A 25,270-nucleotide genomic window follows, 5' to 3' on the forward strand; every position below is an offset into this window, starting at 1 on the left:
AACAATTAGCATCTTCCCTAACGATAAGTCACAAGCGTTCAAGGGGATGCGTTTTGAGTATTACGATCAGGCTCGCGGTTCGTGATTGGGACTACATCGTGCCGCTTGCATTGGGCGATGTGCGTTCGGATAAGTTCGACCTCCATCTCGATCGGGTGCAGTCCTTGCCTGAGGATCTGGCGAGCGATCCGCGCTACGATGCGGGCGAAGTTTCGTTCAGCCGTTATTCGCTGGGCCGCGCGCGCGGCGAGACGTCGATTGTCGGCGTGCCGTATTTCCTCATGCGCGGCTTCCGGCATCGCTGCATCATCACCGCGAAGACGAGCAACATCACCTCTCTCGAGCAGCTTGCGGGCAAGAAGATCGGCCTCACCGGCTGGCAGGATTCCGGCAACACCTGGACCCGCGCGATCCTGCGACGCATCGGGATCGGCATTGAGGATGCGTATTGGTTCGTCGGGCGCCTGACGGAAGCACACCCCATCACCGACCGCTTGAGCGGCTATGGCCGCCCGGGCCGCATCGAAGCCGCGCCCGGCGAGCGACCTATGATGGAATTGTTGGAGGAGGGCGTTCTCGATGCCGTCTTCACGCCCTTCATGCCGCCCGGATTCTTCGATGCGGATTCCAAGTTCCGGCAGCTGTTGCCTGATTTCCGCAAGGCGGAAGTCGATTACTTCAACGCGGTCGGCTACGTGCCGGGCATTCACCTCCTCGGCATCAAGCCCGCCATCGTCAAGGAATATCCCTGGTTGCCGCAGGCGTTGAGCGAAGTTCTGGACGAGTCCACCCGCGTGTGGCTCGAACGGCGCGCTAAATATGCCGACACGACGCCCTGGATCATTGATGAAATCCGGCAGGTCGCGCGCGATCTGCCGGCCTCCTGGGATCGCAACGGCTTTGCTGCGAATGAAAAGATGATCGCGGATTTCGCGACCGAGCTTCACGCGCAGAACCTGACCGACAAGAAGATGACGCCGCGCGATCTCTTCCCGGCTTACGCGGCTTAAAGAACGAGAGAGGACGAAACGATGAAAGTGGCCATGGGGCAGTTCGCGGTCAGCCGCGATTGGCAGGACAACGCCAACACCTGCCTGCGACTGATGCGCGAAGCGCAAGCGGGCGGCGCCGATCTTCTGGTGCTGCCGGAAGGCATTTTGGCCCGCGACATCGCCGACCCGAACCTCGTGTTGAAAGCCGCGCAGCCGCTCGATGGTCCTTTCATGTCCCAGCTTGTCGAAGCGAGCCGGGGCAGCGACATGACGGTGATGCTGACGATCCACACGCCGACGGGCGGGGAGCGCGTCTGGAACCTTTTTGTCGTGCTGCGCAACGGCGAGATTTTGGCCGAGTACCGCAAGCTGCATCTCTACGACGCGTTTTCGGCCAAGGAATCGACCAACGTCATGCCCGGCGACGATGTGCCGCCGCTCGTGGAAGTGGCTGGCCTCAAGGTCGGCATGATGACCTGTTACGACGTGCGCTTCCCCGAACTCGCGCGGCGGCTCGTGCTCGACGGCGCTGACGTGCTGGCCCTGCCCGCCGCTTGGGTCAAGGGGCCGTTGAAGGAGGCGCATTGGGAAGTGCTGGTCACGGCGCGTGCGCTCGAAAACACGACCTATGTGGTCGCCGTCGGCGAGTGCGGCGAGCGCAACATCGGCAACAGCCTGGTGGTCGATCCGCTCGGCGTCGCCATCGCCCGCGCGGCGGAAGCTCCGGCGCTCGTCTTTGCCGACATCGACCCGGCGCGTCTCGCCCATGCGCGCAACATTCTGCCGTGCCTCGCGAACCGCCGGTTCGAAAAGCCTGAACTCAACAAGGCCAGCGCCTGAAAAGCTGCGCCGCAACCAAGGGAAAACCGTCATGAAATCCAGTGCAATCGCCTCCGCAGCCCTTTTGGCCGCAGCCCTCTTCTCCGCGCCGCTTTACGCGGAAGAAGTGAAAATCCCGACGCAAACGGTCGATGCCGCTCTGCGCGCGAAACTGCCGAAGGAAATCCTCGACGCGGGCGAGATCATCTCCGTCAACAACGGCTCCTTCCCTCCCTATGAGATCGTGACGGATACGCGCAGCCTCACCGGCGCGAGCGCGGACCTTGCGCATGCCATCGGTGAAGTGCTCGGCATCAAAATGCGCCATGAGTCGGTGAGCGGCCTGTCAGGCATGCTCGCTGGCATCAAGTCCGGCCGCTACCAGATGGGCATTGGCCCGACGGGCGATTTCCCGGATCGCCAGGCCGCCAACGACTTCGTCGATTTCGTGCAGGAATACGTCGTCTTCGCCGTGCAGAAGGGCAACCCGAAGAACATCCAGGGCCTGGATGACACTTGCGGTGCGCGCATCGCGGTCATGTCGGGCGGTTCGGCCGAGCGTGTCATCAAGCAGCAGGCCGAGGCCTGCACCAAGGCGGGCAAGCCGGCGATCGAGGTGCAGTCCTTCGCCGATCAGCCGACCTCGATCCTCGCGGTCCGCTCGAAGCGCTCCGACGCCTTCTTCTCGTCGCAAGCACCGCTGACCTATTTCATCCAGCAGTCCAACGGCGAGCTGGAGCTGGCGGCGGTCGGCAAGAGCAACGGCTTTGAGGATCTTTTCCAGGGCACCGTCGTTCCCAAGGGTTCGGTTCTCGGCGAGGTCATCCTCGAGGCGTACAAGAAGCTTTTTGCCAACGGCACCTATGCGATCATCATGAAGAAGTGGGGTCTTGAGAACAACATGCTCAAGGCGCCGGGCATCAACCTCGCCGGGAAGAAGCAGTGACGGCGGCCGCGACCAAGCCGGCGTTTTCGCCGAAGGACGACGTCACGGAGCTCGCGCTCCGTGACGTTGCTCATGCGCGCCAGCCGATCAACTATAGTCGCTGGCTGATGTGGGCGTTCACGCTCGCGGTCACGCTCAAGTTCGGCTGGATGGTCGCCAACAACAAGAATTTCGAATGGCACGTCGTGGGGCAGTGGTTCACGGCGGATTCGATTCTGCGCGGCCTGTCCGTGAGCCTCGGCCTCACCGTCGTCGCCATGGTCATCGGTGTCGTCATCGGTCTTCTTCTCGCGATTGCGCGCATGTCGGACAGCAAGCTCTTCGTCATGCTGTCCAGCCTCTACATCTGGTTCTTTCGCGGCACGCCGCTGCTCGTGCAGCTGATCTTCTGGTACAACATGTCCACGTTGTTCCCGCAGGTCACGATCGGCATTCCGTTCGGCCCGACGCTTGCAAGCTGGAACACGAACGATCTCATCACGCCGCTCACCGCGGCCATCGCGGGTCTTGCGCTGAACGAGGCGGCCTACATGGCCGAGATCATTCGCGGCGGCCTTCTGTCGGTCGATCCGGGGCAGATCGAGACGACGCAGGCCTTCGGCATGACGCGGGCGCGTGCGCTTCGTCGCATCATCATTCCGCAGGCGATGAAGTCCATCATCCCGCCCACAGGCAATCAGCTCATCAGCATGATCAAGGCGACCTCGCTCGTCAGCGTCATCGCCATGGGTGATCTGCTTTATTCGGTTCAGGCAGTCTATAACCGCACCTTCGAGATCATCCCGATGCTGATGGTTGCGGTGCTGTGGTATCTGCTCGTCACCTCGATCCTCAATGTCGGCCAATCCGCCATCGAGCGCTACTATTCCCGTGGCGACAAGGGCAGAACGGTTGCGACTGCAAAGCCCGCGCCCGAGGCTGAAGCCGGAATGGCGGTCAATTTGGGGGATGCGCGATGAACGCACAAACCATCTCGCAAGCGGAGCCGTTGGTCAAAGCCCGCAACGTGCACAAGTCCTTCGGCGACAACGAGGTTCTGAAGGGCATCGACCTCGATGTGATGCCCGGCGAAACGGTGGTGATCCTCGGGCCGTCCGGCTCGGGCAAGTCAACGTTCCTGCGCTGCATCAACCATCTCGAAGCGATGAACCGCGGCTCGATCCAGGTCGGCAACGAGCAGATCGGATACGAGCTGCGTGGCAAGCATCTGCGCAAGCTGTCGGCCCGCGCCATCGCGCGGCAGCGCCGGCAGATCGGCATGGTCTTTCAGCAGTTCAACCTCTATCCGCATCTGACGGTGTTGCAGAACATCATCGAAGCGCCGGTCGGCATTCACGGCGAAAGCCGTCAAGCGGCGGAAGCTTACGCCATGACTCTACTGCAACGCGTCGGGTTGAAGGAAAAGGCCGATGCCTATCCGCGCCAGTTGTCGGGCGGTCAGCAGCAGCGCGTCGCGATTGCCCGCGCACTGGCGATCAAGCCGAAGCTGATCCTGTTCGACGAGCCGACCTCCGCGCTCGATCCCGAGCTTGTGGGCGAAGTTCTCGCCACCATGAAGGATCTGGCGGAGCAGGGTTTGACGATGGTCGTCGTCACGCACGAGATCGGCTTTGCGAAGGAAGCGGCGGACCGCGTGGTGTTCATGGACGGCGGATACATCGTCGAGCAGGGTCCGCCGGATGAGATTCTGGTGAACCCGCAACACCCACGCACCCGTGCGTTCTTGAGCCGGGTCATCTGAAAACGCATCGGTCCTATGTGACCGATGCCGCCGCCCATGCGGAGGGGCAGCCGCGATAGGAGCGACAGGGGGCCTGCGATGCAGGCTCCCTTTTTCATGGGCGATCAGCCCCACCGTTTGGCCATCCAGATCCGGTCGTGACCCGGTGGCCGATCCCGCAAACGGCCGATCTCGGCATAACCCTGCTTTTGGTAGAACCCAACCGCCTGAAAAGTCGCTGTCGTCAGTTGCGCGCCGATGGCGCCATGCGCCCGAGCGGCATCCTCGGCCAAGCGCAAGAGGCGCGCGCCATAACCTTGCCCACGCAGAGCTTCGTCGACCCAGAAGTGGTCAACCTGAAGCCAGCACAGCGCAATGGTCCCTCGGATGCCCCCGCGCACGCGATTGTCGGCATCGCGCATGAGCAGGGTGAGCGGGAGACGTGGCAAAGGGCCGGTCTGCTCAACCATGTGAGCCCGCAATCCGGCCGTGACATCATCAGCTCCGGGAGGATTGGCGTCCTCGAGGATCTCGATCTCCATGTGATTGTCCATCAGAATTGCAACGCGATCAGGTGCTTACTTTGCAGCGGTGGCGATCACCAGCAATAAAGGACATCAGGAAGCCCGCGCAACGCCAAAAGAACTACCTCAGTCGGTCATGATCCGGGAATGCCATCGGTGGATCTAGCTCTTTAGTCGGCCGCCCAGGCATGGCAGCACCCAAGGTCGAGATTCAGCCCTTGGGCGCGCCACTTATGCGCTGGGTTACTTCCCAATAGCGGGCGGTTTCCACAGTTCTCGATCGGCATATCCGGAGAGATCGATTGTCACCTTGAGGCCGTTCTTGATCCTGCGCCGCAGAATATCGGTGCGGTCCGGTTCTATCCTGAGCAACGCCCTTTCGTGGAGGTCGATCAGTTGAGGACGCGAAACGTTCAGCTCTGTCGCAAGCAAGCGATCCAAACGTGTGCTGGTCGGAAAGCGCGCCACAAGTTCGATCTCCAGTCGCGTCCAATCTGGAGTTTCGCAGAGTAGCTCTTTGACGATCTTGCATTCCGGAAATTCGTTGATCCGCTGCGCCTTGCGTCGAAGAGCTTCGAGATTGAACGTTTCGCCGCGAATCCAATCAGGGTCATTGGACTGCAATGCTTCGAGCACGATGGGACTGATGTTTCGAACATTCTGGCGCTCGAAAATTGGGCGGTTCCACGTCTTCTCGCAGATTGTGCATTTGTAGATGAGCCACGCATCAAGCTTTCGCCCGTTAGCGTTGAGCCTGATCTTATCGCTGCTTTGGAAGGCGCGAAGGCCTCCGCATCCACTGCATGCTATCCACGGCTGGGGAGCGAGTTCAGGGGTTATGGTCCACCGGACCTGAAGTGTTTGGCACATACCGTCTTGGTCTTCCGTTCGGAAGTCCACCAAGATGGGGGCGTGAGAGATCCACTAGGGGCGCGGTGTGGCGTTGTTCGGGCGACTGAAGAGCTGAGACATGAGGCTGCTCATGGCACATTTAAAACGATGCCAAACCGGTCTCATGCCACCACCCGATGAACATAAAGATATGTCCCGACAAGCTCACGCTGTCAGGCATACGGGTAAAACTGGATCGAGACCGGTATTTACTTAGGCAAGATTGACCTCAGTGCGCCAATGGCTCTTCGATTGAAAACCATAATGGAGGGAGCGCTCCACGGGGAGTCCCAGCCGCGTCGGATATGTTGAAGTCATCGCTGCGCGACATTTTTGCAACTTCCGGTGTGGCACCTTTCGCTGGCCACGACCGTCTTCCAGATGACCTGGTGAAGGCATCGGGTTCTCGCTTCGGAGCGGCTTTCGCGACGCTTGCAACGCACAGCGTGCGGCACTCGACAGAGTGTGAGAAAGAGGGCACGTTCAAGTCCTTGAGGGCGTGAATTTTGGGGCCGGATGTTTCGTATCTCGCTGCTGTTGCTGCTCTGCCTTGGATCCGGAGAACAAACGAGCTGCGGCCGGTCTCGACAAGACTCGTCCCGCTAAATGAGCAGTGAGCACTCCAAACCATGTACAGCCCGACCACTCTGGAGGTCTATTTCCTCCAACTCGTGAATGAGACCCGCGCCAAGGCCGGGGTCCGGCCTCTCACCTTCGACGGCGAGCTTCTGGCAGCCGCGGACGCGCACAGCGCCTGGATGGACCAGAACGACAAGATCACGCACACGGGCGAGAACAGCACGACGGCAGATGCTCGATTGACGGCGGCGGGCTACGGATGGGTGAGCATCGCCGAGAACATCGCTTATGTGAACGGCCCGATGACGGAGGCGACCATCCTCAAGCTGCACGAGATGCTGCTGAGTTCGACGACCTACTACACGAACATGATCAGGGCCGGCTACGAGGAGATCGGGATCGGCGTGAGGGCGGGCACCCTGTACGGAAAGGACGTGGTCTTCGTCACGCAGAACTTCGGCGTTCCGAATGACCTGGAGCGCGCGGAGCCCGACGATGTGGGACCGACTGTCCCGGATGCGCCTCGCACTGACGACAGCGTCATCGCCGGCACAGACCTGAGCGATATCCTGTACGGCACGTCCGGTGACGACCTGATTTACGGATATGCAGGTCATGACGTCATCCACGGGCGGGGCGGCATCGACATCATGTACGGAGGCACCGGCAACGACACCTATTACGTGGATCAGGTGGGCGACAAGGCCATCGAGAGGGCCGGAGAAGGCATCGACAACGTCTACAGCTCGATCACCTACTCGCTGCACGGGCAGGCCGTCGAGAACCTCACGCTGACCGGCTCTGCCAACATCGACGGCACGGGCAACAGCCTGCACAACAGGCTGACGGGCAATGCAGGCGCGAATGTCCTCGACGGTGGCGCCTTGAACGACATCCTGAACGGCAGGGGCGGCAAGGACGTTCTGATCGGCGGCTCGGGAAGCGACATCTTCGTGTTCGAGACCGAGAGCGATGCCCGCGGCGATACCATCGTCGATTTCGAACACGGCCTGGACCGGATCTACCTCGTCAACATCGATGCGAACCGGGCGCTTGAGGGCAGACAGGCATTCACCTTCATCGGCACGGAGCGGTTTCATAACGTGCCGGGCGAGCTGCACGTCTATCATCTGCCTGACGGCAACACCTACATCTCGGCTGACAGCGATGGCGACGGCCGAGCCGAGTTCGCCATCAAGGTGCTCGGCTGGCACACCTTCACCCGCGCAGACTTCGAGCTGTGATGCCGATGCGTGGCAAAGTCTCTTGATCGCTCCACAATCTGTGTAGGGAGAACAGACGATGCCGAGCGGGACACCCGATGGTCATCATGTGGTCGTTGTCGGCGCGGGGTTCGGCGGGCTCGAAACCGTCCGGCGTCTTGCGGGCGCACCCGTGCGCATCACGATGGTGGACCGGCGCAATCATCATCTCTTCCAGCCGTTGCTCTATCAGGTGGCCACCGCCTCGCTGGCGCCTTCGGAAATCGCCTGGCCGATCCGGCATCTCCTGCGCAGGCGTCCTGAGGTCACAACGCTGCTGGCGAGCGTCGAACGCGTCGACAAGGAGAGGCGGCATGTTATCCTGGATGACGGCTCGGCGCTCGCCTACGACACATTGGTGCTGGCCACCGGCGCCGGGCACGCCTATTTCGGCCACGATGATTGGGAGCCCTTCGCACCGGGCCTCAAGACCCTCGAAGACGCGACCTCAATCAGGCGGCGCATTCTCGTCGCCTTCGAGAAGGCGGAGCGGGAAACCGATCCCGAAAAGCGCGCGGCCCTTCTCACCTTCGTCATCATCGGTGCCGGGCCGACAGGCGTCGAGCTTGCCGGCACCATCGCCGAGCTGGCCCATGTCACGCTCACAAAAGAGTTCCGCAACATCGACACAAGGCAGACGCGGGTGGTGCTGATCGAGGCTGGCCCCCGCATCCTGCCGGCCTTCGCCGAAGATCTCTCGATTTACGCGCAGCGCGCTCTTGAGAAGCTCGGCGTGGAGGTCGAACTTGGCCGTCCGGTCACGGCATGCACGTCGAAAGGGGTCATGTATGGCGGGAAGACGCTTCCAGCCTCCACGATCATTTGGGCGGCGGGCGTCCAGGCGTCGCCTGCGGCACAATGGATCGGCGCGCCAGCCGACCGCGCCGGAAGGGTGACGGTCGAACCGGACCTGACGGCACCGGGCCACCCCGAAATCTTCATCATTGGCGACACAGCGAGCGTAGCGGCCCCCGACGGCACTCCCGTCCCCGGTATCGCGCCCGCGGCCAAACAGCAGGGCAAGTATGTGGCGGCGACGATCCGGCGAAGGCTCGAGGGGAAGCATGCCGCCGCGCCGTTCCGCTACTACCACCAGGGAAGTCTCGCCACGATCGGCAAGCGGCTCGCCGTGATCGATTTCGGCTGGATCAAGCTGCGCGGCGCACTCGCCTGGTGGATCTGGGGGCTTGCCCATATCTACTTCCTGATCGGCGTGCGCAACCGCTTAAGCGTGGCGCTGAGCTGGCTCTGGATTTACACGCGCAACCAGCGAAACTCCCGTCTGATCACGCAAGGGGACGCCGCAAAGAGCCTAACCAAGACGTGATGACGCGTATGATGTTGTAACCGGCGAGTCAGTTCACATCGCGCACGTGATTATCCCTCCGGTGGAGGCTCGATCCCCAGTCGCGTCAGCACGGCTTGAGCGATCCGGTTGCAACGGGCGCCGGCGCACGGGAAGACATCGCTCACGGTGGCCGACAGAGTTCGGTCGAGGGATTGCCGCAGCAGACGCCGGGCGCGATGAAGCCTCGTCTTCACCGTTTCCGGGCGCAGGCTGAGATGCGACGCGGTTTCCTCGGTGCTCATCTCCTCGATATCCCGCAGAACGAAGACGATGCGGAAAGGCTCCGGGAGTTGGTCCACCGCGCGTTCGAGCAACCGTCGCACCTCGGCATGCGCAGCGGCGGCTTCCGGGTCGCTGTCCTGGCGGGCCGAGGGCAGAAAGATCACGCGGGCCTCTCCCTGATCGTTGATGGCATCGATGTCGTTCAACTCGACCATTGTGCGTCGCCGTCGGAGCCGTCCGAGCGCCTCATTCAGCGCGATGCGCGTGAGCCAGGTTGAGAGCTGCGCCTCGCCCCGGAAACTGTCCAGATGGGTGAAGGCCCGAACGTAGGCTTCCTGAACCACGTCCTCCGCCTCGGCATCGTCGTTCAGAACGCCGCGGGCCACGCGGTAGAGACGGCGGTTGTGCCTTTGCATGATGAGCCGAACCGCGGCACCGTCCCGGTTTCGGGCAAGTTCAACCAGCGCCGCATCATTGAGCCCGTCCAATCCTGTTGTCGCGACTGCTGCCGTTTGCATGGCCAAGCCCCTGCTTCTGGTTCTTAGAGTTTGATCATGTCTCTTTGAAACATGATCAAACTCTCGATTCCTGAGTGCCGCATGATCGGCAAGAACAACCGGTGTCCACTGGTCTCGATCATGCTTTAGATAGAGCACCCGGAAAAAGGTTCCCGACGCCCTGACGCGAGTCCTTACGAGGGCCGGACCACGCCTTGCTTCATGATTGTCTCGATAGAAGGGAAAGCACGGAGCGCGATGTCCGGGATCGGTTCCCCGCCTGGAGCTTGCGTCGGCAAGCTGTCGGCTGAAGACATGCCCGGTTGACCCACGACGATCCGTCCGACCATGCCCGCATGCTCATGAGGGATGCAGAAGAAATCATAGACACCCTCGACCGTGAGCGTGACAGAAAAGTTCTCGTTCGGCAGCAGGTAGTCGGAATTCCAGGGCTCGGCACCTTTCGGGATGCGCAGCGGGTGATCGAAGTTTTTCGGATGGTAAGCCGTCGCGGTATGAGAGTTGCCGGGATCCATGTTGAGCCAGCGGATGGTCTGACCGGGTTGGATGCGCAAGCCGATAGGGTCGAACCAGACATGCGAGCCGTCGGCGTTGCCCTGCATCCGGATCTCGACCAGGTCGCCGGCGAACGTGAGCCGAGGCAGGGAAAGACCGGCGAGGAGTCCCCCGCCGATCCGCAGCATGTTTCTTCGCGAGATCATCATTTCGCTGCCACCCGCGCCTCCTCGGCCTTCGACACGTGCCACAGGACGACGTGCACATGGGGCTTCTCGACGCCGGGATGGCCAGCGTTGTAGTAGACATCGACATGATCGACCTTACCGCCGGGCGAGGCGAGATCGTCGAAGCGCTTGTCCTTGTTCGTCAGGTCCTCGATGGGGAGCATGTAGATCGTGCTGACGAGTTTCCCCTCACGGTCATAGGCCAGGAACGGACCGGCGGGCAGGGTTTTGGGGTCGACAAAAAGTTGGCCCATGCCGGGCAGGAAATCGGGCAGCTTCACGAGCTCGCTCACCTTCTTGTAAGCGCCTGAAGGCGGAGCCTTCTCGACCTGATCAGCGGCCAGCGCCGGCAGGCTGAAAGCGGCGACCAGGGCGAGTGCGGTGACAGCGATCCTCATGATAATCCTCCGTTGGCGCGCGCGACCTCCATCAGGCCCGCGCATTCCCATTGGATGGGGTTTGATCCGGAAGGTTCCCGAATTTTTTGGCGCAAGATGGAGGTGGTGCGGTTCTAGCGGTGCGCCTTTATGTGCTGCAGGGCGTCGAACATCTCGAGAACCGCTCTCAAAACGCGTTCAATGCGGGGGCCACGTGCGATCAGGCGCTATCGGCAACAGATTTCGCAGCGCGGGTGATCGTCAGGCAACCACGGCAGCGGTTCCGCGCGCACCTGGGGGGCCTCAAATCCCTGCGCCATCGTCGAACCATCCTTCCCAAAGCTCGCGCGCGGCCGCTTCCTCCTCCTCGATGCGGATAAGGTGGGCGAAAAGTTCATCGCGTAATTCATTGATGCTCCGACCTGCGGGGACGTCTTCGCTAGGACAGTGCGGCTCGTCGGCGACCGGGGAGGGCGGTCGTGTGGCATTGAGGCTGCCGAGCGCGCGGGTGAGGCTCGCCAGCGGCTGGAGGGAGCGCTGGGTCAGTTCCACTGGCTTGTCCCGCAGATTCTTGGCGCGCTGAGCCGTCAGCCGCCAAAGCCGTTCCGTTGTCTTGGCCTGCTGGCGGGCGATGCGCGCCGGCAAAGCCGCGCCGGGCGGGCGATGCCACTCGCCAGCGGTGGCATAGCGCGACACAGTTGAGGCGGAAACGCCCAGCTCCTTGCCGATGCGCTTGTAGGATCGGTCAGTGCCCTCCACCATTTCGCGGATGGTGGCAATGCGGGCGTGGGTGAGTTTTTCCTTTCGTCGAACATCGGAGGTCGTAGTCGAGGGTTGTTTGGGCATGGGGAATAGAAACAATAAATATATAGAACAAAAGAAGAACAAAATAGCAGGGGGGCCGACAATGTCAAGGTCGAGCCGAGGAGACGCGCTCTTTGCGTCTCACAGCGAACTCCGGCCCTGGGGCGCAGGCGATAAAGGTGTGTGCCTCTCAGCCGGCGGAGTAGTTGTCGAAGGAGAGTCAGATCCGTTGTGGCATCGGCAGATGCGGAGAAGGTGCCGATGTGCCAGCCAAGAGGCTGAGCAACGGGATGATAGAGGCAGCCGGCTAGAACGACACTCCATGGATCCATCTGGTTGCGTGCCGGACGGGGTGATCCAATTGAACTGCCTTGGAATGAGCTCAAGCGAAGAGGTCGGCAATGCCTCAGGATGGGACCGCCATGTACTCGCATCTCCGGACGCCAAGGGCGGCGGCCGTTGCCGGAATCGTCTTTTCCATCCTGCTGGTCATCATCTTCTGGGTCTTCCGGAGCACAGTTCCGGCCGACCCGTTGGACCCGGGTGCCTGGCTCGCCTATGACTCCGGGCGCGTGGCACTGGGCTGAACCTCATTCCCTTTGCGGGTATCGCCTTCCTCTGGTTCATCGGCGTGCTGCGCGACCGCCTCGGTTCGGAGGAAGATCGCTTCTTCGCGACGGTGTTCCTGGGCAGCGGCCTGTTGTTCCTGGCTACCCTATTTGTGGCGGCAACGATTGTCGGCGCCTTGCTGCTCATGGCCCCGTCAACCGAGCTGACCGGGACGGGTGCCGCCCCGACGTTCCACTTCGCACGCGCGGTCGCCTATATCCTGGTCAATATCTATGCGATCAAGATGGCCGGCGTCTTCATGATCTCGACATCCACCGTCGTGATCTACACCGGAATCGCTCCCCGATGGATGGCCGGGATCGGCTTCGCGCTGGCGGCGCTTGTGCTGCTCGGCAGCCTCTATCTCAACTGGAGCATCATGGTTCTGCCCGTCTGGGTGTTGCTGATCAGCGTGCATATCCTGATCAATAACTTGCGCCGGAAGGACAGCACCCCCCATCAGCCATAGGGCTGGAGCCATGTCGTGTCGTTGCAGGTTGATAACGGCTTGGGGGACGTGGCGATGCGAACGAGTGATAGCGATGATCTGTCTTCGACCGGTCGGATATGCTAGTCTGTATGTAGGCAGTGAGCATTAGAGAGACCCGCGATCCGAACGAGCAGGAGGGCCGAGATGCCGCTTTTTGCCGAGCTTGTTTCACCGGAGCGCCTCGTATTCTCGGGTGAGGTGGAATCCGTCGTGCTCCCGGCCGTGGACGGCGACATGACCATCCTCCCTGGGCACCAACCGCTGGTGACCCTGCTCAATCCGGGATTTCTGTTCGCAACGGACACCGAGGGACGCGCTCGCCGCGCATTCGTCCTTGGCGGCCTGGTTGAGGTGACAGGGTCGACAGTCACGATCTTGGCTGACCGCGTAACGGCTCTTGAGGAACTGACGCATGAGCTCCTCGATAAAGAAATTCTTCAGCTCACCATGACCCGAGACGCAGCGGCGGATCCGGCTGCACGGTTGCAGGCGGATATCGCCATCGCGCGCTTGGAAGAGTTCATGGCGAGTCTGAAGCAATAGAGGCATGTCACACCCAACGGAGGCGCCGCAGAGCGATGGCTGGCGCCACCTGGGCAGCGGACAAGCCACGCTGGCTCCGGATCGAGACCACCGTTTTGAGGATCATCGCGGTCGTTGCGCTGGCCGCGCAGGTGGTGGCGTTGGTGACCGTGATCCATCAGATCGTCGGCGGTGCCGCGCGGCCCTCCGGACCCACCCTCCTGACCTCCGGTCTCAACGTTTGGACCAGCACCGTACTCGCCTTTGCCGTGCTGTTCTGACAACTCGACCGCGACGGGCCCGCAGGCACCGGTCAGCGGATCGGTGGGATCAATGGCCGGGATGCAGGGCGTCGTTCAGGTAGATGCATGTCAGGACCGTGAAAACGTAGGCCTGCAAGGTTGCGACCAGGAACTCGAACGCAGTCAGCGCGACCGTCATGAACAAGGGCAGGGGAGCCAGCAACGCGTAGCCTAGGCCCGCCGCGCCGAGCGACACGACGAAGCTGCCGAACACCTTCAGGGCAATGTGCCCACCGAGCATGTTGGCGAAGAGACGCAGGCTCAACGAGATGGGACGCGCCAGGAACGAGATCATCTCGATGACGACGACGACCGGCAGCAGCCACGTGGGCACTCCCGACGGGACGAAGAGCCTCAGGAAGTGCATTCCATGCTTCATGGTCCCGTAGATGACCACGGTCGCGATCACCAGCAGGGCGAGGGCGAAGGTGACGATGACCTGGCTGGTGACGGTGAAGAAGCCGGGAATCAGGCCAAGCAGGTTGCACGTCAGCACGAACATGAAGAGCGAGAATACGAAGGGGAAGAACCTCATGCCCTCCTCCCCTGCCGTGTCCCTTATGGTCCCGGCTACAAAGTCGTGCAGCAATTCGGCCATCGACTGGGCGCGACCGGGAACGACGGCGCGCTTGCGGGTGGCAAGCAGCAGGCCACCCACGATGACCACCACGGCGGTTATCATGAACAGTGCCGCATTCGTGACGGCGAAATGCTGCCCCAGGGGAATGACAGGCTTGACGACAAACTGCTCCATAGGGCTTGCCATTGCTGCGTCTCCTGACAGCCACGCCTCAAATGCGATCCGCACCTCATCGGCGACAATGTCCGGCAAGGAGGAATATCGAACATCGCCGACGGTCCTTGAACGTCTCAAATTGGCACATCAGAGACACCGGGACCCTACAACACGTTTGTAGAGAGGGCATTCCAAGGGAAACGAAGGAATTACTGGAAACGAAGGAATTACTTGGAACGTTTCATCAGCGTTCCAACAGAGATTGATAATATTTCATCATTTGCGCTGATGGCTGTTCTGGCGTAACCCGGTTGCCCGTAACTGGGCCATAAACACCATGACGCAAGCCACAGCCATGCCCTCCGCCGCGTCGGCGCGGATCGACGGCACCACTCTCGGGCTTTACGCCGCGACGGTCTTTCTGTGGGGCGTGAGCTGGATCGGCATTCGCGCGCAGCTTGGTGTCGTCGCGCCGGAAATGTCGGTGCTGTGGCGCTTCCTGCTGGCGGCGCTCGTCACCTGGGGCTGGGTGTTGGTGGCGGGAAAACAGGTGCGCTTTTCGCTCAGCGATCACCTGCGTTTCTTCTTCACCGGTTGCTGCCTGTTCTCCTTCAACTTCATCAGCTTCTACTACGGCGGGTTGACGGTGCCCTCGGGGCTTTTATCCGTCGTGTTCTCGCTCGCCTCGATCTTCAACCTCGTTCTCGGCTTCGTGCTGTTTCGACAGAAGGTGGAGCCGCGCGTGGCGCTTGGTGGCGTTGTCGGCGTGAGCGGCATCGGGCTTCTGTTCTGGCCGGAGATTGCGGGCGCGGGTTTCAATGCCGGCGCAGCGTGGGGCCTCGCGCTCTGCACGCTCGGCACGCTGTTCTTCTGCTCCGGCAATATGATCTCGACCATCGTGCAGCGTCGCGGCGCGCCGCTGATTTCGGCCAATGCCTGGGCCATGACCTATGGCTGCTGCATTCTGCTCGCGCTCAATCTCGTGCGCGGGAATGCCTTCATCATCGAGCCGACCTTCAAATATATCGGCTCGCTCATTTATCTCGCGATTGGCGCGTCGGTGCTGGCGTTCGCGTCGTATCTCACGCTGCTGCGCCGGCTCGGCGCGGCGCGCGCGGGTTATGCGACGGTGCTGTTTCCCATCATCGCGCTCGGCGTCTCGACATTGCTCGAAGGCTATGTGTGGACGCCGCTTGCCGTCATCGGCGTGGTGCTGGCGCTGACGGGCAACGTGCTCGTGCTGCGCCGTCCTGCGCCGAAGGCGTGAGAACTACTCCGCCGCCACCGGAAAGACGGTGCGCGTCGAGCCGAGATTGTCGAGCGACTGCTTGATGTGAAAGCCCAGCGCATCCGCCAGCGGGTTCTCCTCGCGGCGTGCGCGGATCAGGCCGATCTTGCACGAGGGCAGGGCAGGGAAGCCGTCCGAGGGACCTAAGATCCGCATGCCGGGACGCACCGCGCTCTCCGGCAGAACAGACACCGCGAGCCCCGCCAGAACCGCCGCGCCGACGGCGTTCGAGTTCCAGCTCACATAAAGGATGCGGAAGGCGCGGTCCGCGCTCTCGAGAGCCTCGGTCGCGGAGTGGCGCCAGTCGCAATTCGGGCGGCCCATGGCGAGCGGGATCGGGGTTTCCTCATGCACGCCGTGGCGCGCCGACGTCACCCAGAGCAGCTGCTCGATGCGCACGATCTCGGAGGGGCCGCGCCGGTCCACATGGGTGATGATCGCGAGGTCGAGGTCGCCGTTCTGCACGCGCTCGATGAGGTGGTGCGTCGGCTCGCAGATCACCGTCACCTCGGCCTTCGGGTTGGAGCGCGAGAAGCGGGCCAGAATCTCGGGCAGGTAGCGGTCTGCATAGTCGTCCGGCAGGCCGAGGCGCACGCGGCCGATCAGCTCCTTGTCGTTGAAGGAGGCCATGCACTCCGAATTCAGTCGCACGATGCGACGCGCATAATCGAGAAGCCGTTCGCCCTCGTCGGTGAGCTTCGACAAGCGCCCGTCGCGCTCGAAGATCGCCCGCCCGACCCGGTCCTCCAGCCGCTTCATCTGCATCGAGACCGCACTCTGTGTCTTGTGCACGATCTCCGCCGCCCGCGTGAACGACCCCGTATCGGCAATGGCGACGAATGTCCGGAGCTGGTCGATATCAAGCAAATGCATGGTTCAGGCCCTACCATCAATATGAATGATGATACGCATCTAAAACAATCGTTTCAAGTGATGTCTGACCTATGTTACATCTAATTTGAGAGCGGGAATTAAATGTAATTATATCAATAAATTACATTGATTTTTCGTCTCAAAACTGGCCTCGATGGGCGCGACAGCCTTCTGATGTTCCAGGTTCATGCCGAGATAAGGAAGCACAAGGAGACCTCCAATGACCCGGTCCACGACCTTTGCTATGAACGTCCCTGCTGCGACGTTTGCAGCGTCGGTGGCCCGAGCTGTCGCGAGCCTGGTCCGCGCGCTCAAACATCGCCGCGAGGTCATGCATCTTGCAGAGTTTGACGATCGGATGCTCAAGGACATCGGCCTGACGCGCGCCGATGTCGAAGGCGCGCTCGCTGAGCCCTTGGTGCGGAACCCGTCATCGGTGTTGGTTCGATGCGCGGCCCGGCGTGCCTGGTCCGAAAGGATGGTGAAGTCGGAGCGCAACGTCCACCTGGTCGCTCCCACCGTGAATTCCGTCCGCCTTTGCGCGTGACCCTGACTTAGGGGCGATGATCGAGAGTTTGATGATGCGGCTTTGAAGCGCGATCAAACTCTCGATTTTCTGTTGTCGCTACTCTCGATTTCTTATTGCCGCATGATCCGGGCGAACAATCGGTGTCCGCTTGTTCTGATCATGCTTTAGCGCTTCGCTTTCCCCGTTTTCCCGGCTTCTCCGAAAATCGATTGAAGAGACGTGAGGTACTGCTGCTGCATCTCCTGCCCTGCAGCCATCATCTCTCCCCAAGCGGCCCAAGGCTGCGCCGTGTTTTTCTGCTCTGGTTTTGCGAAGCCGAATGGCCGGAAAAATGCTGCCGTCGCTTCCTCGAAGGGGTTTTGCGCGGGCTTCTCCTTTGGCGACATGGCATTCAGCCAGGCATCCCAGAATTCGACCCAGGGAGCGTTGGCGTCTTCCTTATGGGCGGCCTTCGCATCGCCCGCCGCGCCCTGAAGGGCTCGCGCTTGCGCACTCATCCATTGATACATGCTGCCGGCCATGATCCCCGCCATGATCGGCATCATCTGCTGCATGAGATCGATGCTCAGCCCGACGAAGTCGGCGGTCTGATGGGCGATCCGCAGGCTCGTTTCGTCGGAGCCGAACAATTGGTCCAGAAGCTTCCGCCCTTCCCGTTGCGCTTGGGTCGAGAAGGACTGCCCCGCTGCTTGCCAGAAGGTTCGCGAAGCGTCGCTGATCATAGATTGAAGGGCGCGGCTTGGGTCGTTCGGGTCGGTCGAACGCTGCAGGCCCAGGGCGAAGGCCGGCAGGAAGGCCGCCATCGCCTTGCGGGATTGGTCATCCGAGAGATTGAATTGGCGCCTGAGCGTGCCGAATCCCGCACTCTCCTGGGCCTGCTGCATCAGATCGAACCAGTTGAACATGGCTGCTCCCCGAGGTCGCTGCCATGTTGGCCCGACCGGCTACAGAGACGTCTTAGCTTGCCTCTCTAAACGTCTGATTGTCCAGAACGCAGTGAAGATGGCGGCAATCCCGAAAGCGATAGAGCCGACGCCGATCCCGAGGAGAGCCCCTTTCGGCCCTCCGATCTGGGCCCCGTAATAGGCAAACGGGATCATGCCCAGCGTGGCCCGTCCCCAATTGAAGAAGGTCGAGAACAGGGGGAAGCCGAGGTTGTTGAATGAGGCGTTGGCGACGAAAACGAGGCCGATGAAGAACCAGATCAGGCCGCTGAGTTCGCAGAAAAACTCGACAAGCTCGGCCGTTAGCCCTTGGGCGCTAAAAGCCTGGGTTAACGGCGTGCGGACGAGGAAGAGCACCAGCCAGACGCAGCCGACATAGATGACGGTGAAAGTCAGCGAGTCTTTCAACACCTGCCTCATGCGGTCATAGCGCTGCGCACCCCAGTTCTGGCCGAGCACGGGGCCGATGGCGCCCGCGAGCGCGAACAGACCGCCGAATGCAACCGGGGTAACCCGGTCGATGATGGCCGAGGCGGCGATGGCCTGATCGCCGAACCGCGACATGACGCTCGTGAAGAAAAAGTTCGCGACGGGAGCCGCGATGTTGGTCAGGATCGCCGGAATGGCGATGGCGAAGAAGGGCCGCGCATCGGCGCGAAGGCTCGGGATGCTGGGGCGCTCCAGGAGGCCGTGGTTGCGCGTCACAAAGCGATAGGCGATGTAAAGATAGGCGATGCGCGAGATATTGATCGTCATCGCCGCGCCGTCGGAATTCAGCCCGAGGCCAAAGATCAGGATCGGATCGAGCACGATGGTGACGGCGGCGACGGACAGCGTCGCATACATACTCCGCTTGGCATCGCCTGCGGCGCGCAGAATGGTCGAAAACGCCATGCCGAACGCCATCAGGACGTTGGTCGGCAGGCAGATCCAGAGAAAGCTGTACGCGACCTGATAGGCTTTTTCAGGCGCTCCCAGAAGATGAAGGATCAGTGGCAGAAGCGGCAGAACGATTAGGCTGACCAGCGTTGCGACGATGGCCATGAGGATGCTGCCCGATGTCGCAAGCCGCCGCGCCTCCTCGCGTTTGCGTGCGCCCAGCGCCCGCGAGACCATCGCGCCGATAGGGATCATCAACCCGACATTGATCGAGATGGTGAAGAACATCATGACCGTCGCGAGGCCCACGCCCGCGGTCATGCTCGGGTCCTTCAGCCACGAGATGTAGAGAAGGGAAATCAGGTCCACGATGAAGATGGCGATGAGACCGGCGGTCCCCGTTCCGGTCATTACCAGAACGTGGCGCATGGTCGAGCCGACGACGAAGCGCGGTACCGGCGCCTGTTCGTCGGGCGCTTTCCTCGCGGTGGTCGCATCCATAATTAGACTCCTTCGCCCAGGATATCCCGGGTCTCGGCGCTGAGGCCGCGTGCTTTGCCGGTGGGGGCGCTTAAGGGCTCGGGCTCGATCTTCGCGCCGACCACAAGTTCGGCGCCTCCCATCGTGCCGCCTTCTTTTTGCAAGATCAGACGCGCGATGTCCCGCTTGCGCACATCGTCCGCCGCTGCCGCCGCTTCTTGCGTCGTCGCACCGAGTTCTTCAAGCGCTGCCCGGCTGAAGGCGATGGCGGATTCGAAGCTCTCGCGCAACTGATAATCCACGTCCATCTTCATCAGTGCGACGGCATGAATGCGGTCGTAGGCACGAACGAAGCTGCGTGCGTTGGCGAAATTCTCGTGAATGATCTCGACGATCTTGTTGGTGACTTCGGGATTGTCCGTGCAGACGCAAATCATTTCTGCCTTGTCCGCGCCGGCAGCGCGCAGCACGTCGAGGCGCATGCCGTCGCCGTAATAGACCTTGAGGCCGAACCGCGCCGCATCTCGAATACGTTCCACGTCCCTGTCGATGACCGTCGCATCGATACCCTGGGCCAGAAGCACCTGGTTCACGATTTGCCCGAAGCGCCCGAAGCCGATCACGAGGACACGGCTTGACCGCTCTCCCTCCTGGGTCTGCATGTTTTCGAACTCGGGAGAAGGTTCGCTTGCGATGTGGTTCGCCAAGACTCGTTCGAGCACCGTCGCGATGATCGGGCCGAGCAGCATCGTGATAGCGGCAAGGGCCGTAACGAGTTGCGCGTCAATCGACGTGATCAAACCCAACCCAGCACCCACGGGGAGCAGCACGAACGCGAACTCGCCGGCAGGGCACAAGAGGATGCCGGAGCGCAGACCATCGCGCCACGTCGCGCCGAACAGTTTTGAGAGGATCGTCAGCAGAAGCGTCTTGCCGAAAATGACGGCGGGCGCGGCAAGCGCCAGGAGCACCCAGTTCTCACGCACCAGCGCGAGATCGATCGACATGCCCACGCTCATGAAGAATAGACCGAGCAGGGTGCCGCGGAAGGGCTCGATATCCGCCTCGAGCTGGTGGCGGAAGTTCGATTCCGCGAGCAGCAGGCCAGCGAGGAACGCCCCCATTGCCATCGACAGGCCCACTTCCTGCATCAGCAGGGCGGCGCCCAGCACAACGAGGAGAGCCGAGGCTGTCATGACCTCGCGTGCGCCGCTGCGGGCCAGGATGCGGAAGAACGGGTTCAGCCCATAGCGACCGATCAGTACGACGGCGGTAATAGCTCCCACGGCTTCACCGACCTTCAGCAGGCGATCGTAGAGCGAGTTGTCCTCCAGCGTCGTTGCGCCCGAGGCCAAAAGCGGCAGGATCGCTAGGATCGGCACCACCGAGATGTCCTGAAACAACAGGATCGCGAAGGAGCGTTGGCCGTAAGGCGTTTGCAGGTCATTGCGCTCGCCGAGCATTTGGAGCGCGATCGCGGTGGCTGACAGCGCCACCGCGATGCCGGTGACGAAAGCGGCCTGCGGCGTGAAGCCGATGGCCACCGCCGCGCCGCCAACGCAAAAGGCGGTCACGGCAAGCTGAGCAAAGCCAAGGCCGAAAATATCCCGCTTCATGGACCAGAGATGCGAGATCTTCAGCTCAAGCCCGACGATGAAGAGCAGCAGGACGACGCCAAGCTCGGCCACGGTCACGATGGATTCAGGGTCGCCGATAAGCCGCAGGCCGGATGGCCCGATGACGATGCCCGCCGCCAGATAGCCCAAAACCGCGCTCAGGCCCACGAATCGGAAAAGGGGCACGGCAACCGCTGCGGCCCCGCAAAAGGTCAGAATCGGGGGCAGAAAACTCACGTGGGAGGCTGGGTTTGCCATCGTTCTTCGAAAAAATGGTTCAGGGGGCCCCATTTCTAAGGGGTAACGGGCCGAAGGGCGAGCCCTTCTTGGGGCCTGATCCGCCGCGAATAAGCGTCACTCCCGCTTGACAGGAAGCCTGCGCTTTCGCCACATCGCGGCATCATGACGAAGCCATCGCTCGACATCCTGCTCTGCGCCCCGCGCGGCTTCTGTGCCGGGGTGGTCCGTGCCATCGATGCGGTGGAAAAGGCCCTGCAGGTCCATGGTGCGCCGGTCTATGTGCGCCACGAGATCGTCCATAACAAATACGTGGTGGAAAACCTGAAGCGGAAGGGCGCAGTCTTCGTTCGGGAACTCGACGAGGTTCCGGATGGCGACGCCCCGGTGATCTTTTCCGCGCATGGGGTGCCCAAATCGGTTCCCGAGGCGGCCCTGGCGCGCCGGCTCTTTGCCATCGACGCGACCTGCCCGCTGGTGACCAAGGTCCACCGGGAGGCGCAGGTCCACTACAAGCGGGGCCGGCATATCATCCTGATCGGCCACGCGGGCCATCCCGAGGTTGTCGGCACCATGGGGCAACTGCCTGAGGGGGCGACAACCCTTATCGAGACCGTGGACGACATCGCCCGGCTTCAGCCTGCAGACGAAAGCAATCTCGCCTTCGTCACCCAGACGACCCTTTCCGTCGATGACACGCAGGATGTGGTCGATGCGCTGAAGGCGCGCTTCCCCGACATCGTCGGTCCGCATAAGGAAGATATCTGCTACGCCACCACGAACCGACAGGGCGCTGTCAAACGCGTGGCTCCGCTCGTCGATGCGATGATCGTGGTCGGCTCGCCGAATTCGTCGAACTCGCAGCGCCTGCGCGAAGTCGCCGAGCGGGAAGGCTGCCCGGTGGTACGGCTCATCTTGCGCGCGGACGATATCGACTGGTCCCTGTTCGGAGACATTCGCCGGCTCGGCATCACGGCGGGGGCTTCGGCTCCCGAGGTGCTGGTCGAGGAAATCATCGATGCTTTTGCCGAGCGCTATGAGGTATCGGTCGAGAGCGTTTCGACGGCGGATGAAAGCGTGTTCTTTCCCTTACCTCGCGAGCTGCGCGAGCAGGCTGCGGAGTAAGCGGTGGCTGTTTATACGGAAGTGACGGACGAGGAGCTTTCCGCATTCCTCGCCACCTATGACATCGGCACTGTTCTCTCCTACAAGGGCATCGCCGAGGGCGTCGAGAATACGAACTACTTTCTCCATACGACGCAGGGCTTCTACATTCTCACGCTCTATGAAAAGCGCGTGAACGAGGCCGACCTGCCGTTCTTTCTCGGGCTGATGCAGCACCTTGCGAAGAAGGGCCTTAATTGCCCGCTGCCGGTGAACAATCGGCAGGGCGTGGCTTTAGGGCGGCTGGCCGGACGGCCCGCTGTCATCATCACTTTTCTGGAGGGCGTTGCTGTCCGTCGCCCGACGGCGCAGCACTGCGCAGCGCTCGGTGGCGCGTTGGCGAGGCTGCATCTCGCGGGCCGCGACTTTGCGATGACCCGGCCGAATGTTCTGTCTCTCAGCGGCTGGGGACCCCTTTTCGCCCAGGCTGAAAAGCAGGCAGACACAGTGTCTTCAGGGCTGGCCGCGAGGACGCGGCGCGAACTCGAGAATCTTGAAAAGGACTGGCCGCGCGATCTGCCCGCCGGCATTATTCACGCAGACCTTTTCACCGACAATGTGTTCTTCATCGGCCCGGATGTGTCGGGGCTGATCGATTTCTATTTCGCCTGCACGGATGCTTTGGCATACGACGTCGCGATCTGCCTGAACGCGTGGTGCTTCGAGGCCGATGCGTCGTACAACCTGACGAAGGGCCGGGCGATGCTCGCGGGCTATCAGGCGGTGCGCGCGCTGGAGCCAGCTGAAATCGAAGCGCTGCCGGTTCTGTGTCGCGGCTCCGCCATGCGCTTCATGCTGACCCGGCTGGTGGACTGGCTCAACGTGCCGCCCGGCGCGTTGGTGAAGCCGAAGGACCCGCTTGAATACGACCGTAAGCTCAATTTCCATCGGCATGTGAAGCATGCCCGCGAATACGGTCTCGACTCATGAGCGAACGCATCCTGATCTACACCGATGGTGCCTGTTCGGGAAATCCCGGTCCGGGAGGCTGGGCCGCCATTCTCGCCTTCAAGGGAAGCGAGAAGGAAGTTTCCGGCGGCGAGGCGCACACCACCAACAACCGCATGGAGCTGATGGCGGCGATTGAGGGCCTCAAAGCCCTCAAGCGGTCTTGCGCCGTCGATCTCTACACGGACTCGCAATATGTCCGGCAGGGCATCACGCAATGGATGCATAACTGGAAACGGCGGGGCTGGCGCACGGCCGACAACAAGCCGGTGAAGAACGAGGATCTGTGGCGCGCGCTCGACGAAGCCGCATCCCGTCATCAGGTGAGCTGGCACTGGGTGAAGGGCCACGCGGACGACCCGACCAATATCCGCGTCGACGAGCTGGCGGTCGCCGCGATGCAGCCTTTCAAAAATGGCGGTCGGGGACCAAAAGCAAAGCCGACGCCCACGTGAGCGTCGGCTTCGTTCTTATCGTTCAGAGACTTTGAAAATCAGAGGCTCTTGAGGAGGTTTTCCGCTCCCGAGACCTGGGCCTTGGCGGGCGCGTCCTCGACGTTGAGCGTCTTCACGACGCCGTCTTCGACGAGCATCGAATAGCGCTGCGAGCGCGTGCCGAGGCCGAAGCCCGAGCCATCCATGGCAAGGCCGAGGGCCTTGGCGAAATCGCCGTTGCCGTCGGACAGAAATTCGATCGCTTGTGCGCCGGTCGCCTTCGACCACGCATCGAGCACGAACACATCGTTGACCGACGTCACGAGAATGGCGTCCACACCCTTCGCCTTGATCGCATCAGCCTTCTCGACATAGCCGGGGAGGTGATTGCGATGGCAGGTCGGCGTGAAGGCTCCCGGAACCGCGACCAGGACCACCTTGCGGCCCTTGAACAGATCGTCCGTGGTCTTCGCCACGGGACCGTCCGCTGTCATGATGCGGAAGGTGACCTGGGGGAGGCTTTCTCCAACCTGAATGCTCATAGACAAATTCTCCGAAGCTGTGCGCGCTTCTTCACTAGCGTGGCTTTAGGATCTCGTCGAGGCTCACCTCGGTTTCAACGGCCCGCTCGCCGGCGACGAGCGTCAGGCGCAATGTCGTCGGGCCGGTGGCGTTTTGCGGCTTTTCCTCGATGGTCACGATGAAGCGGCTGGGGTCGTCGGTCTTCGAGGTCGAAAAATACCAGTTCTCCGGCCCTTCCGCGAAAAGAACCGGCTGGCTCCCGGCAGGGGCACGGGCCAGTACCGAGAAGGCGGCCTGAGAGCCCGACTTGGGCTCGATGCTCACGAGGGACACTTCGCCCGGTGCGCCGAGAGGCTGTGAATTCGGCACCTTCGCCAGGGCTTGTTCGATCACCGCCCGCTGCTCGGCACCCGACAGGGTTGCGGCCAGCTCCGCACGGGCGGGAATGCAGATGTCCTTGCAGATCCCGTAATCGACCGTCAGGGCGAGCTTGAGGGGCTTGCCCGGCTGCGAGGCTTTGACGACGACGGGTAGGATGATGTCGTGACTATAGCCGTAGGCAACGCCTCCAGCGTCTTCGAAGAGCGACGGCGCGGGCCAACGGATCTCGACATCGGCAACGTTCTCCGAACCGGACCAGTCGAAGCGGGGAGGCAGGCCCGATTCCCCGGGAGTGCGCCAGTACGTCTTGAAACCGGGGTCCAGCGCGATCTCGATACCGGCGAGGGCCTCGCCGGTATCGTTCACGCCGCCGGAGATGAGGCGGACGCGGGAGTGGAGCCCGACCGCCCATGCGGGCGCGGATTCGGGCTGGGCAAAAGCCGCGAACGGGAACAGGATCAGAAATGTGATGATCGGAACGACGCGGAGCAAAGTTGCCATGGAACTGACGCCTCCCTGACGCGCTTCCTTTATGCGGTTCTCGTCGGGCTCGCCATCCACAATTCCGTGATAGCTTGTCCGCCGACCCTCT

The 25,270-nt window shown here is 61.8% G+C and carries 29 protein-coding genes; 16 read left to right on the forward strand and 13 right to left on the reverse strand.

Annotation, left to right across the window (positions count from 1 at the left end):
• The first annotated feature begins 53 nt into the window (after positions 1–53).
• From HB375_RS08550 to HB375_RS08570, 5 genes are read left to right on the forward strand one after another with little or no spacing between them, the layout of a single operon-like run.
• Positions 54–1,010, forward strand: coding sequence for a type 2 periplasmic-binding domain-containing protein (locus tag HB375_RS08550; RefSeq protein WP_167672584.1), 957 nt, complete (start codon positions 54–56; stop codon positions 1,008–1,010).
• Positions 1,011–1,031: 21 nt separating this feature from the next.
• Positions 1,032–1,832, forward strand: a complete 801-nt coding sequence (locus HB375_RS08555) for a deaminated glutathione amidase (protein ID WP_167672585.1) — start codon at positions 1,032–1,034, stop codon at positions 1,830–1,832.
• A gap of 31 nt (positions 1,833–1,863) precedes the next feature.
• Positions 1,864–2,757 carry an ABC transporter substrate-binding protein gene (locus tag HB375_RS08560; RefSeq protein ID WP_167672586.1) on the forward strand — a complete coding sequence of 298 codons (894 nt, stop codon included), beginning with the start codon at positions 1,864–1,866 and terminating at the stop codon, positions 2,755–2,757.
• The gene (locus HB375_RS08565; RefSeq protein ID WP_167672587.1) at positions 2,754–3,716 is read left to right on the forward strand and encodes an ABC transporter permease subunit; all 963 of its coding nucleotides are present in this window, start codon (positions 2,754–2,756) and stop codon (positions 3,714–3,716) included. The genes HB375_RS08560 and HB375_RS08565 overlap by 4 nt, the downstream gene beginning before the upstream one ends.
• The gene (locus HB375_RS08570) at positions 3,713–4,498 is read left to right on the forward strand and encodes an amino acid ABC transporter ATP-binding protein (protein ID WP_167672588.1); all 786 of its coding nucleotides are present in this window, start codon (positions 3,713–3,715) and stop codon (positions 4,496–4,498) included. The genes HB375_RS08565 and HB375_RS08570 overlap by 4 nt, the downstream gene beginning before the upstream one ends.
• Positions 4,499–4,602: 104 nt before the next feature.
• Here the strand turns inward: HB375_RS08570 and HB375_RS08575 are convergent, their stop codons facing one another.
• The gene (locus HB375_RS08575) at positions 4,603–5,019 is read right to left on the reverse strand and encodes a GNAT family N-acetyltransferase (RefSeq protein ID WP_167672589.1); all 417 of its coding nucleotides are present in this window, start codon (positions 5,017–5,019) and stop codon (positions 4,603–4,605) included.
• Between the two features lie 225 nt (positions 5,020–5,244).
• Positions 5,245–5,871 (reverse strand): DUF1062 domain-containing protein, encoded by a 627-nt coding sequence (locus HB375_RS08580; RefSeq protein WP_167672590.1) that lies wholly within the window; start codon positions 5,869–5,871, stop codon positions 5,245–5,247.
• 650 nt (positions 5,872–6,521) lie between these two features.
• Between HB375_RS08580 and HB375_RS08585 the strand changes: the two genes are divergently transcribed.
• Positions 6,522–7,715 (forward strand): CAP domain-containing protein, encoded by a 1,194-nt coding sequence (locus HB375_RS08585; RefSeq protein WP_167672591.1) that lies wholly within the window; start codon positions 6,522–6,524, stop codon positions 7,713–7,715.
• A gap of 58 nt (positions 7,716–7,773) precedes the next feature.
• Positions 7,774–9,060 carry an NAD(P)/FAD-dependent oxidoreductase gene (locus HB375_RS08590; RefSeq protein ID WP_167672592.1) on the forward strand — a complete coding sequence of 429 codons (1,287 nt, stop codon included), beginning with the start codon at positions 7,774–7,776 and terminating at the stop codon, positions 9,058–9,060.
• A 50-nt stretch (positions 9,061–9,110) separates the two neighbouring features.
• On the opposite strand, the gene HB375_RS08595 is transcribed toward HB375_RS08590, so the two are convergent.
• The 4 genes from HB375_RS08595 to HB375_RS08610 all read right to left on the reverse strand — a co-directional run bounded on the left by HB375_RS08595 (position 9,111) and on the right by HB375_RS08610 (position 11,766).
• A complete protein-coding gene (locus HB375_RS08595) occupies positions 9,111–9,821 on the reverse strand; it encodes an RNA polymerase sigma factor (protein WP_167672593.1) in 711 nt (236 codons plus the stop codon).
• A 173-nt stretch (positions 9,822–9,994) separates the two neighbouring features.
• Positions 9,995–10,504: a plastocyanin/azurin family copper-binding protein gene (locus tag HB375_RS08600; protein ID WP_246728427.1), complete on the reverse strand. Its 510-nt coding sequence runs from the start codon at positions 10,502–10,504 to the stop codon at positions 9,995–9,997.
• 17 nt (positions 10,505–10,521) lie between these two features.
• Positions 10,522–10,941 (reverse strand): DUF5602 domain-containing protein, encoded by a 420-nt coding sequence (locus HB375_RS08605; RefSeq protein WP_167672595.1) that lies wholly within the window; start codon positions 10,939–10,941, stop codon positions 10,522–10,524.
• Between the two features lie 282 nt (positions 10,942–11,223).
• Positions 11,224–11,766 carry a helix-turn-helix domain-containing protein gene (locus HB375_RS08610; protein ID WP_167672596.1) on the reverse strand — a complete coding sequence of 181 codons (543 nt, stop codon included), beginning with the start codon at positions 11,764–11,766 and terminating at the stop codon, positions 11,224–11,226.
• A gap of 380 nt (positions 11,767–12,146) precedes the next feature.
• On the opposite strand from HB375_RS08610, the gene HB375_RS18165 reads away from it, so the two are divergent.
• From HB375_RS18165 to HB375_RS08625, 4 genes are all read left to right on the forward strand, one after another.
• The gene (locus HB375_RS18165) at positions 12,147–12,311 is read left to right on the forward strand and encodes a hypothetical protein (RefSeq protein WP_246728428.1); all 165 of its coding nucleotides are present in this window, start codon (positions 12,147–12,149) and stop codon (positions 12,309–12,311) included.
• A gap of 44 nt (positions 12,312–12,355) precedes the next feature.
• The gene (locus HB375_RS08615) at positions 12,356–12,802 is read left to right on the forward strand and encodes a hypothetical protein (RefSeq protein WP_246728429.1); all 447 of its coding nucleotides are present in this window, start codon (positions 12,356–12,358) and stop codon (positions 12,800–12,802) included.
• A gap of 165 nt (positions 12,803–12,967) precedes the next feature.
• Entirely contained in the window at positions 12,968–13,366 is a 399-nt protein-coding gene (gene atpC, locus HB375_RS08620; protein ID WP_167672597.1) for an ATP synthase F1 subunit epsilon, read from the forward strand.
• A 35-nt stretch (positions 13,367–13,401) separates the two neighbouring features.
• Positions 13,402–13,626, forward strand: coding sequence for a hypothetical protein (locus tag HB375_RS08625; protein WP_167672598.1), 225 nt, complete (start codon positions 13,402–13,404; stop codon positions 13,624–13,626).
• 49 nt (positions 13,627–13,675) lie between these two features.
• Here HB375_RS08625 and HB375_RS08630 read toward each other — a convergent pair whose 3' ends face one another.
• Positions 13,676–14,413 (reverse strand): F0F1 ATP synthase subunit A, encoded by a 738-nt coding sequence (locus tag HB375_RS08630; protein WP_167672599.1) that lies wholly within the window; start codon positions 14,411–14,413, stop codon positions 13,676–13,678.
• Between the two features lie 307 nt (positions 14,414–14,720).
• Here HB375_RS08630 and HB375_RS08635 point away from each other — a divergent pair, with 307 nt between their 5' ends.
• Complete coding sequence (locus tag HB375_RS08635) at positions 14,721–15,650, forward strand: DMT family transporter (RefSeq protein ID WP_167672600.1); 930 nt, start codon at positions 14,721–14,723, stop codon at positions 15,648–15,650.
• Positions 15,651–15,653: 3 nt separating this feature from the next.
• Here the strand turns inward: HB375_RS08635 and HB375_RS08640 are convergent, their stop codons facing one another.
• Positions 15,654–16,544, reverse strand: a complete 891-nt coding sequence (locus HB375_RS08640; RefSeq protein ID WP_167672601.1) for a LysR substrate-binding domain-containing protein — start codon at positions 16,542–16,544, stop codon at positions 15,654–15,656.
• Positions 16,545–16,764: 220 nt separating this feature from the next.
• Between HB375_RS08640 and HB375_RS08645 the strand changes: the two genes are divergently transcribed.
• The gene (locus tag HB375_RS08645; protein WP_167672602.1) at positions 16,765–17,091 is read left to right on the forward strand and encodes a DUF1127 domain-containing protein; all 327 of its coding nucleotides are present in this window, start codon (positions 16,765–16,767) and stop codon (positions 17,089–17,091) included.
• A 146-nt stretch (positions 17,092–17,237) separates the two neighbouring features.
• Here the strand turns inward: HB375_RS08645 and HB375_RS08650 are convergent, their stop codons facing one another.
• From HB375_RS08650 to HB375_RS08660, 3 genes are read right to left on the reverse strand one after another with little or no spacing between them, the layout of a single operon-like run.
• Positions 17,238–17,978, reverse strand: coding sequence for a DUF937 domain-containing protein (locus tag HB375_RS08650; protein ID WP_167672603.1), 741 nt, complete (start codon positions 17,976–17,978; stop codon positions 17,238–17,240).
• 39 nt (positions 17,979–18,017) lie between these two features.
• Positions 18,018–19,397 carry an MATE family efflux transporter gene (locus HB375_RS08655; protein WP_167672604.1) on the reverse strand — a complete coding sequence of 460 codons (1,380 nt, stop codon included), beginning with the start codon at positions 19,395–19,397 and terminating at the stop codon, positions 18,018–18,020.
• A 2-nt stretch (positions 19,398–19,399) separates the two neighbouring features.
• On the reverse strand, positions 19,400–21,250 hold the full coding sequence (locus HB375_RS08660; protein ID WP_167672605.1) for a monovalent cation:proton antiporter-2 (CPA2) family protein: 1,851 nt from the start codon (positions 21,248–21,250) through the stop codon (positions 19,400–19,402).
• A 144-nt stretch (positions 21,251–21,394) separates the two neighbouring features.
• Between HB375_RS08660 and ispH the strand changes: the two genes are divergently transcribed.
• Genes ispH through rnhA form a run of 3 tightly spaced genes read left to right on the forward strand, consistent with a single transcriptional unit; the run spans position 21,395 to position 23,796 of the window.
• The gene (gene ispH, locus HB375_RS08665) at positions 21,395–22,354 is read left to right on the forward strand and encodes a 4-hydroxy-3-methylbut-2-enyl diphosphate reductase (RefSeq protein ID WP_167672606.1); all 960 of its coding nucleotides are present in this window, start codon (positions 21,395–21,397) and stop codon (positions 22,352–22,354) included.
• A gap of 3 nt (positions 22,355–22,357) precedes the next feature.
• On the forward strand, positions 22,358–23,323 hold the full coding sequence (locus tag HB375_RS08670; RefSeq protein WP_167672607.1) for a homoserine kinase: 966 nt from the start codon (positions 22,358–22,360) through the stop codon (positions 23,321–23,323).
• On the forward strand, positions 23,320–23,796 hold the full coding sequence (gene rnhA, locus HB375_RS08675) for a ribonuclease HI (RefSeq protein ID WP_167672608.1): 477 nt from the start codon (positions 23,320–23,322) through the stop codon (positions 23,794–23,796). The genes HB375_RS08670 and rnhA overlap by 4 nt, the downstream gene beginning before the upstream one ends.
• Before the next feature lie 38 nt (positions 23,797–23,834).
• Here rnhA and HB375_RS08680 read toward each other — a convergent pair whose 3' ends face one another.
• Positions 23,835–24,317 (reverse strand): peroxiredoxin, encoded by a 483-nt coding sequence (locus tag HB375_RS08680; RefSeq protein WP_167672609.1) that lies wholly within the window; start codon positions 24,315–24,317, stop codon positions 23,835–23,837.
• 34 nt (positions 24,318–24,351) lie between these two features.
• The gene (locus HB375_RS08685; protein ID WP_167672610.1) at positions 24,352–25,179 is read right to left on the reverse strand and encodes a protein-disulfide reductase DsbD domain-containing protein; all 828 of its coding nucleotides are present in this window, start codon (positions 25,177–25,179) and stop codon (positions 24,352–24,354) included.
• Positions 25,180–25,270 lie beyond the last annotated feature (91 nt).

This window comes from Microvirga terricola (genome assembly GCF_011777495.1).
In the GTDB taxonomy this organism is placed as follows: domain Bacteria; phylum Pseudomonadota; class Alphaproteobacteria; order Rhizobiales; family Beijerinckiaceae; genus Microvirga; species Microvirga terricola.